Source organism: Rothia sp. HMSC066H02, assembly GCF_001814995.1.
GTDB lineage: Bacteria > Actinomycetota > Actinomycetes > Actinomycetales > Micrococcaceae > Rothia > Rothia mucilaginosa.
The window spans coordinates 157,387-174,118 of record NZ_KV818667.1 but is presented as its reverse complement, the minus strand read 5'-3'; the positions used below and the strand labels follow the sequence as shown (position 1 = coordinate 174,118).

At 60.5% G+C, this 16,732-nt stretch carries 12 protein-coding genes; 4 read left to right on the top strand and 8 right to left on the bottom strand.

The annotated features are described in order from the left end of the window. The first annotated feature begins 126 nt into the window (after positions 1-126). The 4 genes from HMPREF2999_RS00725 to HMPREF2999_RS00710 all read left to right on the top strand — a co-directional run bounded on the left by HMPREF2999_RS00725 (position 127) and on the right by HMPREF2999_RS00710 (position 6,832). Positions 127-3,255 (top strand): DEAD/DEAH box helicase, encoded by a 3,129-nt coding sequence (locus HMPREF2999_RS00725; protein ID WP_070674378.1) that lies wholly within the window; start codon positions 127-129, stop codon positions 3,253-3,255. A gap of 529 nt (positions 3,256-3,784) precedes the next feature. After that, the gene (locus HMPREF2999_RS00720) at positions 3,785-5,026 is read left to right on the top strand and encodes an MFS transporter (protein ID WP_070674376.1); all 1,242 of its coding nucleotides are present in this window, start codon (positions 3,785-3,787) and stop codon (positions 5,024-5,026) included. A 241-nt stretch (positions 5,027-5,267) separates the two neighbouring features. Beyond that, positions 5,268-5,888 (top strand): hypothetical protein, encoded by a 621-nt coding sequence (locus tag HMPREF2999_RS00715; protein WP_005507641.1) that lies wholly within the window; start codon positions 5,268-5,270, stop codon positions 5,886-5,888. 212 nt (positions 5,889-6,100) lie between these two features. After that, a complete protein-coding gene (locus tag HMPREF2999_RS00710; RefSeq protein ID WP_070674373.1) occupies positions 6,101-6,832 on the top strand; it encodes a metal-dependent transcriptional regulator in 732 nt (243 codons plus the stop codon). A 146-nt stretch (positions 6,833-6,978) separates the two neighbouring features. On the opposite strand, the gene HMPREF2999_RS00705 is transcribed toward HMPREF2999_RS00710, so the two are convergent. The 8 genes from HMPREF2999_RS00705 to HMPREF2999_RS00670 form a co-directional block, all read right to left on the bottom strand. Beyond that, the gene (locus tag HMPREF2999_RS00705) at positions 6,979-7,878 is read right to left on the bottom strand and encodes a metal ABC transporter permease (protein ID WP_070482768.1); all 900 of its coding nucleotides are present in this window, start codon (positions 7,876-7,878) and stop codon (positions 6,979-6,981) included. Positions 7,879-7,880: 2 nt separating this feature from the next. Continuing rightward, the gene (locus HMPREF2999_RS00700; RefSeq protein ID WP_070674370.1) at positions 7,881-8,687 is read right to left on the bottom strand and encodes a metal ABC transporter ATP-binding protein; all 807 of its coding nucleotides are present in this window, start codon (positions 8,685-8,687) and stop codon (positions 7,881-7,883) included. A gap of 71 nt (positions 8,688-8,758) precedes the next feature. Beyond that, positions 8,759-9,727: a metal ABC transporter substrate-binding protein gene (locus HMPREF2999_RS00695; protein ID WP_070674367.1), complete on the bottom strand. Its 969-nt coding sequence runs from the start codon at positions 9,725-9,727 to the stop codon at positions 8,759-8,761. A 350-nt stretch (positions 9,728-10,077) separates the two neighbouring features. Beyond that, positions 10,078-10,878 carry an exodeoxyribonuclease III gene (locus HMPREF2999_RS00690; RefSeq protein ID WP_049326759.1) on the bottom strand — a complete coding sequence of 267 codons (801 nt, stop codon included), beginning with the start codon at positions 10,876-10,878 and terminating at the stop codon, positions 10,078-10,080. A 213-nt stretch (positions 10,879-11,091) separates the two neighbouring features. Next, positions 11,092-11,904 (bottom strand): S-layer homology domain-containing protein, encoded by an 813-nt coding sequence (locus tag HMPREF2999_RS00685; protein WP_070674364.1) that lies wholly within the window; start codon positions 11,902-11,904, stop codon positions 11,092-11,094. A 497-nt stretch (positions 11,905-12,401) separates the two neighbouring features. Further along, complete coding sequence (locus HMPREF2999_RS00680; protein WP_070674361.1) at positions 12,402-13,730, bottom strand: glycosyl hydrolase family 28-related protein; 1,329 nt, start codon at positions 13,728-13,730, stop codon at positions 12,402-12,404. Positions 13,731-14,087: 357 nt separating this feature from the next. Then, a complete protein-coding gene (locus HMPREF2999_RS00675; RefSeq protein ID WP_070674358.1) occupies positions 14,088-14,831 on the bottom strand; it encodes an S-layer homology domain-containing protein in 744 nt (247 codons plus the stop codon). Between the two features lie 312 nt (positions 14,832-15,143). Further along, positions 15,144-16,490, bottom strand: a complete 1,347-nt coding sequence (locus HMPREF2999_RS00670; RefSeq protein ID WP_070616277.1) for a glycosyl hydrolase family 28-related protein — start codon at positions 16,488-16,490, stop codon at positions 15,144-15,146. Positions 16,491-16,732: the final 242 nt, after the last annotated feature.

The following is a 16,732-nucleotide window of genomic DNA, read 5'->3' as shown; positions in this document are numbered from 1 at the left end:
CAAGACCTTTCGGGGCAAGGGGCGGCGGCAGGTGCCAATAGGCTCCTCGACCGGGGCTCTCACCCACTCCCTACGGCAGGGTTTCACGCCCGCCTTGTTTCTCTCTCCTCCAGCAGAAAAGTCACCATGGACCTTACCTTCACCCTCGCCGATCTGACCGCCACCTCCGTCTGCGAGCTACGGCTCTACACCGAGCTTCGGGAGCGTGCGCAGATGCAGTCTGTCCACCCGACCCCCGAGAAGTCCGAGCGCGCCCACGAAGCGTACCGCGAGTGCCTGCAGGTGCTAACCGAGGGCGGAATGGTCGGCAGTGGAGTAGTCAGCGGTGAGCATGCGGGCGGCACAGCGCGCCCGGTGCCCCTGGTGGCGACCTCCGCGACGGGGCTGACCTACACGGTGGAGCTCGACCGCCTCGACTGCCCGGTTGCGAACAGCACCGCCGAGAGCAATACCGCCCGAATCGTCTGCACCCCGCATCTGGGTGAGGCGGCGCATCGGGCGTTATTGCGCGGTGCCCTGGCGGCGCACCTGCTGACCGCTAGTGCAACCGAGAGCGCCGAGAACACCAAGAATGCCGCGCGCCTCGACCTCTACCTGGACCACGGAGCGGAGGAGCGCGGCGCGGAGTCCAATCCAGAGCCCGCCGAGCACCACTCCCCCGTTCCTCAACCTCACCGGGTTGATTCGGTGCGTATTCTGCCGCTAATTCGCCTGCAGGAGCAGCGCCTCCTGCTGCTCACCGAGGCGCTGAACGAGGGTGTAGAACCGGCGGAACTTGCCGAGCGCATCCCCTATTTTCTGACCTGCGGCGAGTGCCCAGCGTGCCTGAACGCGGCTGCATCTCTTGCCCTCGCAACCGAGGCCCCGGAGCTCGTCACCGAAGACACTGCCGAAGATACCGCCGAAGACCCTGAAACTGAGGAGCACCCGGTCATGTACCGGGTGCCCGCCGCGGTCGAGAACGACAGCGAACAGTACCACCTGCAGTGCCTGCTGGATGCCCAGCTCGCCTCCCTAGAGGAGCACGCGGCAGAGCGCGGCTGGGGTGCCGGTGAACTTGAGGCGGCGATGCTACTGTCCATGACGAACTATCACCGCCGCGAGCGTGCCCCGTTCTGGCGTGAGCACATTCGCCGCCTGGAGGACGGCCCGACGGCGTGGGTAGCGAGCCGCGATTACGCGTACCTTGATCGAGTGCAGGTGCTTTCGGTGGAGCATGCGCATGCTCTTCTGAACACCCCCGCAGACCTGGAGGCGCTTGCCGCCGCCATGAAGGAGCCCGCCGAGGTTGAGGACGCCCCCGGCTGGTATCGTGTGCGCGGCGCGCAGGTGCGTCTGTTGCGTGCGCGAATTGATGCTGACCCGAGCCTGGTGATTGCGCCCTCTGACCGTGCGGTTTTTTGTGCGTATGAAGCGGGGTTGAGCCCGCAGATTGCGCTGGACCGTATGGAGTCGCAGGTGAATTATTTCCGTGCGTCGAATCCGGGTGAGCGTGTGCCCGCTGAGTTGGCGGCGACGGGTTTCTTTGGCATGCGTGTGCTGACGGTGGCGCAGGGCGGTTTCGGTGCCGGTTCCGTGGATTCCGCAGATTCTGCAGATCCCGAAGAGGCTGCCGCAGAGTCCGGCAAGTCGACCGGCGAATCGGCTGGCGAGTTCTTGGAGGTGCTTCTGCAGGAGCGCATCCGCGTGAAGGATGAGCCGCACGGTGCCCTGCCTTCGGGTATTGGTCCTGGCGATCCGGTGTCTACGGCGACGATTGAGGCGGCTCTGCAGGCTGATGTGCACGGGTTGCTCTTCGGCGGCGCGCTCATGCCCAACGACTCCGTGCTTAATGACCCCGTGCCCCGCGAGGATTCCGAAGCTTCCAGCGAGTCCGCCGAGACCCCTGACCCGTCCCGCACCCTGCCGAGCGTGCTCGATGCGGCGGCTTCGCTGACGGGGGTGAAAAGTGCCTCCACGGATTTGCTGTTCCGCCGCGCGCCGCGCATGAAGAGGAGCACCTCGAACACCAAAAATGTAGAAAATCTACCTCTTGAGGTTGATTTTTCCGGATCTGACCTGCCCACGGTGGATGCCGTGCACGCGGCGGTTCGCGCTCTCGATCATTCCTATGTGGCGGTTCAGGGCCCTCCGGGTGCGGGTAAGACCTTCCTCGCCTCGCACGTGATTGCGCGTCTGGTGGCTGAGGGCGCAAAGGTGGGCGTGGTAGCTCAGTCGCATGCGGTGATTGAGAATCTCATGTTGGCGTGCTGTGCCCGTGATGGTTTTGATGTTTCGCGTGCGGTGCGTCTGCGCGGTAAGTCGATGACTCCGGACGCCCCGTGGTCTGAGGTGTCTGATTCCGAGCTGACGGAGCTGATTTCTGGTGCGGGCGGCCTGCTGTTTGGCGGTACGGTGTGGGATTACGTGAGTGAGCGTCGCGTGCCTGCCGGGTCGCTGGATGTTCTGGTGGTTGATGAGGCGGGCCAGTTCTCTCTGACGAATACGGTGGCGGCGGCTCGTGCGGCGCGTTCGGTGTTGCTGTTGGGTGATCCGCAGCAGTTGCCGCAGGTGTCGACGGGTGTGCACCCGTACCCGGTGGATGTTTCGGCGCTGGGTTGGTTGTCTGACGGTGTGGCGGCGTTGAATCCTCGTTTTGGCTATTTCTTGGGCGAGTCGTGGCGTATGGATTCGGCGTTGTGCGAGCGGGTTTCGTGGCTGTCGTATGATGGCGCGTTGGCGAGCGCGGCGGCGACGGCTGGTCGCGCCCTGCAGGGTGTTGCGCCGGGTGTGGTGTCGTATCCGGTGGAGCACGCGGGGTGTTCGGTGCGTTCTGTGCAGGAGGCGCAGGCGGTGGTGGATTGCGTGCGCGAGTTGTTGGGTCGTGAGTGGGTTCCGGCGGCTGGTGCTGAGCCGCGCCCGTTGGTGGCGGAGGATTGCATTGTGGTGGCGGCGTATAACGCGCAGGTTGATTGTGTGCGTGAGGCGCTGATTGCTGCTGGTTTGGCGGATTCTTCGGGTGCTGGCGTGCGTGTGGGCACGGTGGATAAGTTCCAGGGTCAGGAGGCTGCGGTGGTGTTGGTGTCGTTGGCGTCGTCGCGGGTTGATTCTGGGCGCGGTGCCGGGTTTGTGCTGTCGCCGAATCGTTTGAATGTGGCGGTGTCGCGCGGTCAGTGGCAGGCGGTGTTGGTGCATTCGCCATGGGTGGCGCGTTCGGTGCCGCAGGATGTTGAGGAGGTGCTGGCTCTGTCGGGTTTCGCGGGCCTGGTGGAGTAGCACCTAGTGCAGCCCTTATTCTGCGCTCTTCTACGCTCCCCTGCCCGCTGCGTTGCGAGACTGACTGTAACAGAGTCTGGCGGTGTGGATTGGCGGAGCCTGGTTGCGGGTGTCTTTGGTGCGCCCGGAATCGGGTTTAACTGAGGTTCAGCCGAGGTTTAGTTGGGTGGAAGCACCAAGAATGAATTATAGTCAAACTAACCCTAATGTCAATACTCAAAATGAGGAAAGTTTTTCAACTAGCGTTCATGTATATGATTCACATCTCTTATAGAATCTAAAGTATCGCGCGACACACTTCTTGTGCGGGGGCTCCCGATGAGCCGCCCCGTGCATCCTCAACCACCCCGTGATAACCGGCGGGCCCGTCATGACCGGCGGGCACAGGCGAAAACAGACGAATACAGGCAGGCGCAGCCGACTGTCGGGGTATTCACTCATACGATTGCGCGCTACGAATTGCGCACAACGAACTACGCACGACGGATTGCACACCGCGCGACACCCAACCCCATCGTGGAGGTCCCCCATGAGTGTCAACACCGAGCTACTCAAGAATAGAGATTTTCGAAATACTCTCTTCGCCATTGGAGCCAACCAGCTCTCAGACTCGATGAGCTATATCACCACGCCCATCATTATTTTGGCGCTGACCGGCTCCCCCGAGGCCGCGAGCATCACCCTCTTTGTCGCGGGTGTTCTCGCTACCTGCGCCGGAGCGATATCCGGAACGTGGGTTGACCGAATCGGTCCCTCAAAGTGCCTGGCACTGTCCTGTATTGGCCAGGCGCTGTCCTGGGTGGCGATTCTTCTCTACCTCGTTTTCAATGTCACCAATATTTACGTTTTGGTGATTACGATTTCTCTCGCCGCCATCATTTCCACCTTCGATTACCCGAGCGAGCAGTCCATCATCACCCGCGTAGTCCCCAAGGAACACCTGGGGTACGCCTCCGGTATGGGCGAGACACGAGAATCCACCGCCAACCTGCTGGGCGGCCCGGTCGCCGGCATCATTATCGGTTTCTCGACCGTGCTCATGACTGCCGTTCACGCGGTCGTTAACCTGCTGGCGTTCATCGTCGCACCCAAGACCTACGGGGCTAGTCGGCAGCCCGCAGAAGAGGAGGAAGGCGAGAAAACCAGCTTCTGGCAGGACTCAAAAGCCGGTTTTGAGTACATCCTGAAGAACAAGGTGCTGGTGTCCATTGCGTTCGTTTCAACGCTTGCGAACTTTGGAACGGTCGGTATTCCGCTCACCTTCATCTACTACTACACCCTGGAGGGCGCACACCCGCTCTTCATTGGCATCTTTGCGAGCGCCTTCGGCGTGGGCGTGCTGCTCGGTTCGTTCCTGGTCGGCCCGCTGACCGAGAAGTTTGCGCTCGGCCCGCTCGGTATCACCTCCCTGGCCATCATGTCGGCGTGCTACCTGTTGCTACCGGTGGTTCATTCGATGCTGTGGGCGGTGTGCCTGCTGATTGTGCTGGCGGGTATTGTGCTCCCCTCCTTCAACTCGAGCATCATTGCGTACATTAACGCATCCACCCCGGAGCACATGATCGGTCGCGTGCACTCGGTGCAGGGCATCCCGAACATGGCGCTCACCCCGCTGGCTGTTCTGCTGGCAGGGTTCCTCATTGTTGATTGGGGTATTACGTACACGGCGCTGTTCTACGCGGTGTTCATTTTCCTATCGCTGGTGGTGATGGTGTTCCAGAAGCCGCTACGTCAGCTGCCCCATCTCTCGCAGGTACCGAACGCGCAGTAGTTCCGCGGCAGCGCCGTCTATCAACTCATCTCAACGCCCCCGAAAGCGAATAATTCAACGTGCACTTGCATGAAAATTATTTTCCTTTCGGGGGTGTTCTACGTCCTTTTGAGGATTTCTGCACACAGTGCACGCTCACGATAATTTCCCTTATCAATGCGTATTTTACGGGGTTTAAATGTTGTCGGTATTACGGCGAACCTTACGCCGGTTGTTGAAGGTTTTACGGCATAATAGGAAGGTGTTCGTTCTAACCTTTATTCAACGTTCCGCACAGCACTCACTCACTGCACTGTCGGACGAACTCGCAAAGCTCAACCCGCGTGTTGCCTTCGCCCAGACATACCCTGACGAAATTCAGGGCGCCTTCGACCGCGCCAGCGACGCACTCCACGCGGCGCTCATTGCCGCGCGCGATAACGGCTTCTGGGTCGGCATCGGAATCGGCGAGCTCAACATCCCCCGATTCGCAGGCGCACTCGGCGCCGTCAGCACCACCGACTGCACCGGCGACGCCCTCGAATTCTCACGCCTCGCCGTCGAAGAAGCACAAGGAGGCGCACCCGTACGCTGCATCAGCGTCAGCGCTGACAACCGCCACCTCGCCGACCTCGCCGCAGGCTCCGCACGCCTGCTCTACCGCGTATGTGCCGACCGCACCGACGCCGAATGGCGCGTAGTAAACCTGCTTGTACCCGGCGTGCGCGGCCAGCAGAAGGCCGCCGCAACCGCACTCGGCATCACCACCCAGGCAGTCAGCCGCACCCTCGTCCGCTCCCTCTGGCACGAGGAGCAGGCGGCACGCGGTGCGCTCATCGAACTGCTGACCCGTATTGACCGTTCGCGCCGCCGTGCCACCTAACCGCCGCCGCGCATCCCTCATTCTTTCGCGCTTGCCCGCCTATAGTGCCTACCAGCCTCTCGTACCTGCCAGCGCGGAACCGAACACCTGATCCCGCCCGTGATGGTCACCCCCTGCCAGGGGTGAACCGTCCGGGCGGGACGCTTTTTAAGCCCGCGCTGAATACCCTGTAGCTCGACGGGCAAAACCAGAGAAAAGGTAGACTTATCTGTATGCCTCTTTCAGAACTTTCCGTCAGCACCCAGAACTACCTCAAGGAAATCTGGAGCCTCGAAGAATGGACCAAAACCCCTGCCACCGCATCCGCCCTGGCAGAACGCATGGGCCTGCGCATTTCTTCGGTATCTGACGGCCTCAAGCGCCTCGCCGCCGCCGACCTGATCGAGCATCAGCCCTACGGCGCTATTGAGCTCACTGAAACCGGCCGCTCCTACGCGCTGGCGATGATTCGCCGCCACCGCCTCATTGAGACGTTCCTCGTGGAGACTCTCGGCTACACCTGGGACCGTGTGCACGACGAGGCGGAGGTTCTGGAGCACGCGGTATCCGACTTCATGGTGGACCGCATCGACACCCTGCTGGGGCACCCGACCCGCGACCCGCACGGCGACCCGATCCCGGACTCTTCGGGGCACATCAGTTTTCCGCAGACCGTGCCGCTGAGCCAGTGCGAACCCGGCGAAACAGTCGTGCTTGAACGCATTAACGATGATGACCCGCGCCTGCTGCGTTACCTGCAGGGCCACGGTTTTGTGCCCGGCGTGCGCCTGCACATTGAGGAAGGTGCGCCCTTCTCGGAGGCGGTGAACGTGAGCGTGGTCGGTGCCGGTTCCGGTAACCTGCACGAGACGGATGCGGCCGGTGCGGTAAAGCCCGGCGGTACCATTATTCCGTTGGGTGCGGAGGCGACCGCCTTCCTGTTCGTGTCCCGCACGGTGCGCTAGATACAGGGCGGTAGAGGCGGACTTCTAGCCCGGAAATCCGGGCGGGTACGCGCCCCTAACCTTCAGAAGATAGCAATAGGCGGAAAGCCCCACAGTGGGACTTTCCGCCTATTGCTGTATGTGGTGAGTGTATTTAGTGAGCTTTCTTAGGAAGCTGACGGCTCAGTTACCGGGGTTTCAGCTTCCGCCGCAGTCACGCTCAGTCGACGGGCGCGCATCCGACCCAGCACACCGTAACGCGGGGCAAACACATACGCCAGGGCGAACAGCAGACCCTGCGTGACGACCACGGCACCACCGGGGGATATATCCGCATGGTAGCTGACGTACAGGCCAGTCAGCGTACCCGCCAGGGACACACCTACGCTCACCAGCAGCATAGGCACGAACCGGTCCGTAATGAGGCGCGCGGTAGAGCCGGGGATGACGAGCATCGCCACGACCAACACCACACCCACAATCTGTAGCGCCACCACGGAGGTCAGCGCCAGCATCACAAGCAACAGCGCGCCGAGCAGACGCGGACGCAACCCCACCGCCTGTGCGAAGCCCGGGTCGAAGGCGTACAGCACGAAGTCGCGGCGCTTGACCAGTAGCACAGCGGCAACAATCACCGCGAGGATGGCAACCTGCCAGACATCCAACCAGGACACACCCAGCACGTTACCGAAAAGAATATGGTTCAGGTCGGTATTCGACGGCGTGACCGAAATCAGCACCAGACCGAACGCGAAGAGGGTCGTGAACACGATGCCAATCGCGGCGTCTTCGCGCACGCGACCGCTACGCCGCACCCCGCCGATAAGAGTTACCGCCACGAGGGCGGCAACCACCGCACCCACCGCGAAGGGCGCACCAAAAATATAGGCGAGCACCACACCGGGTAGCACCGCGTGCGAAATGGCATCCCCCATAAGTGACCAGCCGAGCAGCACGAGCCAGCAGGAGAGCAGAGCGCAGACGGCGGCGGCAAGCACGGTGACCACGAATGCGCGGAGCATGAAGGGCAGGGTCAGCGGCTCCACCAGAAAATCTAGAATGTTCATTCTTATTCTTTCTCCTCCAGGGCAGCGCCCTCAGTCGTAGCAACAATCGGCGCGCCAGCATCTACCTCCATACCGAAGGCACGTACCAGGTTCTCGGGGGCAAGCACTTTTTCGGGAATATCGTGCATGAGGATACGCCGACGCAACAACAGTGCTTCATCAGCGAACTGGCGCAGGGTCGCCAGGTCGTGCGTCGAGACCAGCACGGTCGCGCCCTCATCACGCAGCTGTTTGATGACCTGAATGAGCATCGCCTCGCTGCGCTTATCCACACCGGCGAAAGGCTCATCCAGCAGTAGCAACTGGGCGCCCTGGGCGATAGCGCGTGCCACGAAGGCGCGCTTACGTTGACCGCCCGAGAGCGCCCCAATCTGACGGTCGGCAAGGTCGGTCAGTTCCACGCGGGCGAGTGCCTCATCCACAGCGGCACGGTCTGCGGCACGCAGGTGGCGGGTGATGCCGAGGTTACGGTAGCGCCCCATGTTGACCACCTCACGTACGGAGATGGGGAAGGTCCAGTCGATTTCTTCGCTCTGCGGCACGTAGCTGACGAGTCCGGCGCGGTGGCGGTGTGCGTTCTTACTGCGGCTGCCGGTGCGGTTGCCACCGACAGGCTGCCCGTCGAGGGTGATGCTGCCGGCGTGCATGGGCACGACCCCCATGATGGCTTTGAAGAGGGTTGATTTGCCGGAGCCGTTCATACCGATCAGGCCGCAGATACGTCCGGTGCCCAGGGTGAAGGAGGCGCCGGTGAGGGCACGGACGGGCCCGTAGTTTACGTGTACGTTATCGCAAGTGAGAAGTGACATTCGGTGGTTCTTTCGAGGTTTCTTCTTTCAAATTTTCTTGGGGGTGCGGTGAAGCTGATGGGCCCGGCCGGTTACTTTTTCTGCTCGCCTTTCAGGCCCGCCACGATGGTGCGGGCGTCGTAGCGAATCATGTCTAGGTAGGTGGGCACGGGGCCGTTCGCTTCAGAGAGGGAGTCCACGTAGAGCACGCCGCCGAATCGTGCGCCGGTGGCGTCTGCTACCTGGCGCATCGGGTTGTCAGAGACGGTGGATTCGCAGAACACGGCGGGCACCTGGTTCTGGCGCACGTAGTCGATGACGGAGGAAATCTGCGAGGGGGTTGCCTGCTGTTCGGAGTTGACCGCCCAGATGTACTTTTCTTTCAGACCTGCGTCGGCTGCCAGGTAGGAGAAGGCGCCTTCGCAGGTGACGAGTGCGCGCTGGTTTTCGGGCAGGGTGGAGATTTCCTTGACGAGCTCGTCACGCACGCCCTGCAGCTGCTTCTTGTAGGCTTCACCGCGGTTTTTGTAGTCGGCGGCGTGGGTGGGGTCGAGGGTGCTAAATTCGCGAATCATCACGTCCACGTACTTTTGCACGTTGCTGGGGCTCATCCAGGCGTGGGGGTTGGGCTTGCCCGCGTAGGCATCCTCGGTAATGGAGATGGGCGTGACTCCCTCGGAGACGGTCACGTGCTTAGCGTTGGAGTCCTTGACAAACTTGGTGAACCAGGATTCGAGGTTGAGGCCGTTGTCCAGTACCAGGTCGGCGGCGTGCGCTTTCTTCAGGTCGGAGGGGGTGGGCTCGTACTCGTGGATTTCGGCGCCGGGTTTGGTGAGGGATTCAACGTTCAGGTCGTCACCGGCGACGTTGCGGGCGATGTCGGCGAGCACGGTGAAGGTGGTGAGCACGGTCTTCTTGCCGTTGCTGCTCTTAGCGCCGTCGGCGGTGCTGGAGGTGCTACCGCAGCCGGTAAGCACGAGTAGCAGGGTGAGTGCGAGGGCGGCGCAGAGCGCCTGGACGAGGCGGCGTGCGTTGCTGCCTGCGGGGGTGAAAGCGTTCATGAGGCATCCTTCATTGGAAGTCACGGGTTTGAGTATGTGGTTGATGTGTGGAATTTGCCGCGCCGGGACGCTAGGGACACGGTTGTGTCTGCGCAGGCATCATAATGCGCTTTTGCCTGTCGTCCCGGGCGGAATTTAACAATAGTTCGGCTAGCCGAACTTTTCAACTAAGCTACACAGAAAACCTTGAAATATTGGCAGAAACCCAGGGGCAGGCATAGGAACAGCCGCTCAGAATCAGGCACACAGAAGCACAGAGGCAGAAGCACCGGCAGATACAGCAAGGAGGCGAGGGACCCCTCCCCCGCCTCCTTACTGCACGCGGTTCTACGGCAAGCTATACGCTCGGTTTAGTCAGCAATCTCAACCACGACCGGCGTGTGGTCGCTTGCGCCTTCACCGGCGCGTTCCACCTTATCGATCCAGGCGCGTTCCACGCGCGCGGCGAGCGCGGGCGAGAACAGCTGGAAGTCAATGCGCATACCCTCATCCTTGGCGAAGCGGCCCGCCTGGTAATCCCAGTAGGTGTACTCGCCCGGAGTGTGCGGGCGCACTACGTCCACCATGCCCTCTTCGAGTAGGGCAGCGAAGGCGCGGCGTTCGGGTTCGGAAACGTGAGTCATTTCGTTGCGCAGGAAATAGTCAATATCCCACACGTCGGCATCTTCGGGGGCGACGTTCCAGTCACCGACCAGGGCGAGCTGCGACTGCGGGTTAGCCGCCAGTTCGTTGTGCACGTTCTGGCGCAGCACCTCCATCCAGCGGAGCTTGTAGTCCATATGCGGGTCGGTCAGGCCGCGACCGTTGGGCACGTAGAGGCTCCAGACGCGCACGCCGCCGCAGGTCGCACCAATAGCGCGCGCCTCCAGCACCTCGGGTTCGCCGGGCTTGCCGAAGTGCGGCTGGTTATCAAAGCCGCGCTGCACGTCTTCGAGGCCAACTCGGGAGGCGATTGCCACGCCATTCCACTGATTCAGGCCAAAGTGCGCAACCTCGTAGCCCATGAATTCGAAGAGGTCGAAGGGGAAGGTTTCGTCCTTGGTTTTGGTTTCTTGCAGGGCGAGCACGTCAACGTCGTGTTCGTCGAGCCAGTCTTCGACGCGGTTCTCACGGGCGCGGATTGAGTTGATGTTCCAGGTGGCAATCTTCATGCCTTCTAGCTTAGCGGGTGCAGAGCAGGCGCCTTTCATTGCACGGAGGCGATTACGCGGCGAGCACGGACGCTCGCAACCTGCCAGAACAGCACAGCACCCGGAACAGAGCACCGCCCGCCTGCGCAACCCATTGGGTCGCACCGGCGGGCGGTGAATATATGCGCTAGTCAGCACTGCATCTAGTCGGTATTACCCCTAGTCAACGGCTTCCTAGTCAACGGCGGGAGTGCCCACAACCTTCAGGCCCTTGTCACCGTATGCCTTGAGCATGTACAGGGCGTCAGAGAAGTACAGGGGGCTGGCGGGGTCCACCACGTCTGCTACACCATCGCCATTGCGGTCAACCTCAGGGTATGCACCCAGGGTGCGGGCTGCCCAGCGGTTTTCGGTCTTGAACTGTTCAGTCTTCTTGACTTCGGCACGTAGCGGGCGGCGGATCTGGCGCAGGCGTGCGGCACCGTCGGGGCTACCTGCGGCACGGTAGAGGAACGCGGCGAGGGTGTGGCGGGTGGCGTACTCGTCCGGGTGGAAGAGCCCGTCATCCCAGCCGGAGGTGATGCCCGCGTCCGCCGCCCAGATGTAGGCGGGGTAGTCCGGGTTAGTGGTTGCCACATCCTTGTAGGGCGAGGTTTTCGGGAGGTCCTTGACGGTCGGCGATCCCGCCATGCGGTAGAGCATGCGTACGAGCTGGCCGCGGGTGACGGTTGCGCTGCTGTGGCGGCGGGTGACGGTGTATTCTTCATTGTCGAGGTAGCCGTGGCAGACCGCCCACACGCCGGGGGTGGCGCTCATGGTGCCAAGGAAGTTGGCGACGCATTCGACGTAGCTGGGGTCGTCCTTGGGCTGGTGAAGTTTGATGAGGCCGTTGGCTGCGGCAGGTTCGGCGGCGTGAGCTACAGCCTGGTGGGAGGCGATGGCGGAGGTGCCTACGGGCAGGGCACCGAGGGCGAGGGCGAGGGTGAGAGCGAAGGTGCGGCGTGCGCGAGTGGTGGGTGTGAGGACTCGGGAGATAACCGGAAGCATGGGCTGTCCTTATGTAATTGTGGTTGGGAACCGGCCGGAAGGAACCGATTTTTGGGTCGACCGCGGGGTCGCCGAACGGAGCGAATAAGAAAAGGGGAAGGGAGTGCGTTGAGGAATAGTGAGAAGCGGCAATGAATAGGGTTTGACGTGCGGCTATACGCGGTTTTGGTGTGCACCAATGATGTGTGTGTTCCACATACTGTCGCACGGCTATGGTGGTGCACAGTGAATGGACTGTTTTACACCACCATAGAAAGTTTAAAGTACATATTGATATTTTATTCAATATTCAATTGAGACTTTTATCAATTAAAAATTAAACATTGTTCTAAACGACAAAGCAGCTGCGAATGGTACATATTCCATTCGCAGCTGCTGTGCTATTGAGCGGTATAACGCGCCCACTAGGGCACACGCGCCTCCCTCACGATTCACAGGAAAGTCCTGGACCGGTTCGGGCGTGTCTACTAGTTGCCGTCAGTTGCCGTCAGTCTCTACTAGCCGCGCATCACGTTATAGGCTTCCTTGGTGAGCTGACCGGCGGGCGAGGTGGAGTGGCGCAGCTCCTCAACCTCAATGACCACGTTCGCGCCGATTGCGCCGGTCACGTACACGCGGCGGCCGAGCATATTACCCTCGCCGATGCGGTCATCCTTGGCGGTGCCTTCGGTGATGCGCAGGTCGTAAATCTTGTTTTCAATGTAGAAGCCGTACAGGGAGGCGGGCTTCTCCGGCGGGTTGTAGGAGACGGGCGCGACCATGCGGGTACCGCGCGCGTTGCGGCTGATGTACCAGTTGGCGGCCTCGTCAGCACCTGCGGCACCGCTGACGGTGCCAGCCCAGCTGGAGCCTTCCGCTTCGCATCCGATGAAGACGTTGTGCGCCCACTCAACGATCCAGCCGTGACCCGCGTTGGAGCGGGCGGTGCAACCGATGAACATGTTGCGTTCACCCTGCACGATCCAGCCTGCGCCGGCGTGGCGGGTGGCGGGCTCGTAGAGGGCGTTCTTATTGCTGGTGCGGTGGTTGCTGTTGCTGGAGCAGCTCTCGAATTTCGCCTGCGCCGCGTACACCTCGATACCGGCGTAGGAGCCGCCGCTGAGGTTCGCTTCGGCAACGTCTACGCCGCGCAGCTTGTTGTCTGCCGCGCCGGAGTTCTGTCCTTCATTGGGGCGGCGGGGGTGGCCGGCGGGTTTGCCGAGCAGCAGGCCCTGGTTGAGGGTGCGGCGGATGGTCACGTCGTCAATTTTCATGCCCTGGTCATCCAGACCGAGTACGGCGACGCCGATGGCGGTGTCCCAGACTTCCACGCCGGCGATAACGGGCACGATGTCCGGTTCGTTGAGCATGTCGCCGGTCAGGTGGGTGTGGAAGATGACGCCGGCGACGTTATTCAGCGGGGCAGTGTGCGCATCGAGCGGGTAGCTACTGATGGGGGTATTTGCGGCATTAGTGCGGATGTGCAGGTTGCGTACGCCCATACGCATGGGCTTGTTGGCGTTGTAGTTGCCGTAGACGGGGGTGGTGTAGCTGCCGACGTGGAACACGCCGGTGTATTCGGTGTGGCCGTTGGCGGTGGTGGGGATGGCGCGGTCGGAGTGCGCGATGACGACGGTTGAGGAGCCGTAGCCGAAGATTTCGACGCGGTGCTTGATGTCGATGAAAGGGTAGGAGACGCGGTAGATGCCGCGGGGTAGTTCTACGGATCCGCCGCCGCGTGCGGCGACAGCGTCGACGGCACGCTGGATGGCTACGGTGGAGTCTTTGGCACCGGTGGGGTCTGCGCCGTAGTTGATGGCGTTGATGCTCATGGGCGTATCGGGCATGAGGGGCTCAATTCTTTCGATGGATACCGCGTTCGGTGCTGAAGGCGGCGTGGTGAGTGAATTGAGTGAATACGGCAGTATGCGGTGAATACGGTGCTGCGTGGGTGCAGTGTTGAGTTTGTGTGGTGCGGTGTGTTGGGCGCATTTCTGCGGGTGTTTTGGCGTGTGTGGGTCTGTGCACCGGCAGACCTGCCTTCTGCTCAAGGGTACCGCATTGCGCGTGTGGAGGCGACGACCGGGCACTGTGATGCCTGCTCCCCTGCCCTGTTTTTCTACGGTTTTTCTGCCATTTTGTGGGCGGGTTAAACGCCGAGGGGCGGGGATTACTCCCCGCCCATCAGGCGTATGCATCATATTTTATTTGTGGGTTCCGACGACCTGGTACCCGGAAGTATGAAAATCTCGAATCATTGAATATACCGTCCTCCTGTCAAGGATGGTGGTGGGTTTAGCGGTCTTGAGATTATCCGGTTCGTTTTCGTTAACGGGTACCTTGGGGTACGGAGCGATAGCTACGGTGTACCAGGAAGTTTCTTTCCAGAAAGGTTTTCCGATGGGGGTAATATCTTTAGCTGCGTAGTTGTAATGTTCCCATGTGCGGTACCACAGCTTTTGTGGGCTACCGGCAGCACGGTAGAGGAAAGCGATGACGGTGCTGGTAGTTGCATAATCATTGGGATGGAACTTGCCATCAGACCAGCCACTTGTAATTCCCTCACGTGATGCCCAGATAGCAAGAGGGTAGGTTGGGTCATAGGTCTCCACGTCTGCGTATGGGGATACTTCAGGTAGGTTTTTGACTTCAGGGTATCCTGCTAGACGGTATAAAGCAGCGATAACGTCCATTCTGCTGGCAGAACTATTGGAAATTTCGTAAACGCTTGTAGAAATCAAGCCATTACAATATGCCCAGATATCTGCTTCCTGGCCGCGTCCGTATTGCTTATCCAGGAGACAGTCACTAACTGCGCCAGTATAAAATTTACTGGGGTTGCGGTAGAGGTTGTTCCCTTCCGCATGTGCGGGGAGGGGTGCCAGCATCAAGGATGCGGCAATGCCTGCTACCCCCAGTGCTTTGAGGGGGCGAGGGAGGGGGGTCATGTTACTCTCCAGAAATCGGTGATGTGAGAACGACATGTTGAGTGAATCAGCTAAATACTAGCACCACATCAAGGAATCTGAACCCTGCTGTATGTAGGCAATGTATCACTTGTATCTTTGCTTATTGAAACGGCTGTCCGTCCCAGAAAAGCTGCGTTCGGTAGTGGGAATAGCCAAAAAAGTTACCCAGCAATCTTTGGAACTAAAAACTTCAACGTCTGAGGGGCGGGGACTACTCCCCGCCCCTCAAGCGTATGCGTTTTAAGATTTTGTGATCACGAGCCTCAGCTCACAGAGCCTAACCCGCGAGGGTTAGCCCATGAACACGCCGTTGCCGCGCTTCTCCAGCTGCTTCGGCGCGAAAGTCGCGTGGCGGATGTGGTCCACCTCAATGAGCACGTTATCGCCCATAGCACCGGTCACGTGAACACGGCGGCCAATCATGTTGTTCTCACCAATACGGTCATCCTTCGCGGACGCAGTCGTAATGTGCATATCGCGAATGTTGTTCTCAATGTAGAAACCGTACAGGGAAGCCTTCGCCCAGCTGTAAGGGTTGTGCGAACGAGGAGCCACGAAGCGGCTACCGCGTGCGTTACGGCCAATGTACCAGTTCGCCGCCTCGTCACCTCGAGCAGCGCCAGTAACAGCGTCCTGGAAGCTGGAGGACTCACCCAGGCAGCCAATGAACTGGTTGTTGCCCCACTCCACGAGCCAGCCGTGACCGGCGTTCTCCTGGGCGGTGCAGCCAATGAACATGTTACGGGTGCCCTGAATGAACCAGCCTGCACCCACATGGCGGGTCTTCACCTCGTACAGGGCGTTCTTACCCTGGTTGCGCTTGTTGAACCAGCTGGTGGACGCCTCAAACTTGGACTGAGAAGTGTAAATCTCGATACCCGCGTAGGTGCCGAAGCTCATGTTTGCGTCAGAGACGTCAATCATGGAGAACTTGTTATCTGCCGCGCCGGGGGTGTCACCCTCACGGCGGCGCAGCGGGTGGCCGACAGGCTTACCGACCAGCAGGCCCTGGCGCAGGGTCTGGCGGATGCGGATCTTGTCAATCTTCATGCCCTGATCGTCCAGGCCCAGGATCGCAACGCCAATGGCGGTGTCCCAGATTTCGATGTTGGACAGGGTGGGCACTGCGTCCGGCTCACCGGGGTTAGCGTCCGCAATGCGGGTGTGGAAGATGACGCCCGCAACGTTGTCGACGGGCTGGGTGTGCTTCTCCAGGAAAATCTGGTTGCTCTTAGAATCCAGCGGCAGGTTGTACTTGTTGGTGCGGATGAACAGGTCACGCACGCCCATACGCATGGGCTTGTTCTGGTTGGTGCCACCGCTCATGGGGGTGGTGTAGCTACCGGTGTGGAAAACGCCGGTGCATTCGTAGCTACCGTTCTTAGACGACGGGATGCTCTTGTCGGTGAAAGCGACGATTCGGGTTGCCTGACCGTGGCCGAAGATCTCGACGCGGTGCTTCATTTCGATGAAGGGGTAGGAGACGCGGTACATACCGCCGGGAATCTCCACAGAGCCGCCGCCCTGCGCAGCAACATCATCGATAGCCTTCTGGATAGCACTAGTGGAATCTCGTACGCCGGTGGGGTCAGCGTTGTACTTGGAATCGCATACGTTCACGCTCATGATGGTAGCCATGGAGTGTCCTCTTTCTTGGCGGATACAAACAGCGATTAGCGCATAGATAGAATCTAAGCGCGTCATTAAGCTGAGTGTATCCAGTTGTGTTTGAGTGAATAAATGGTTTTGAGCTTCCTTCCGGTTGAGTGAGTGAATCTCTTCCGATGTGGGATGCGGGCGGGGAGTGAATCCGCTGCATCAACGCTCGTGGGCGGTGTGAGGGAGTGAATCTCAACCGTTCCCATGTGAGTCATAAATTC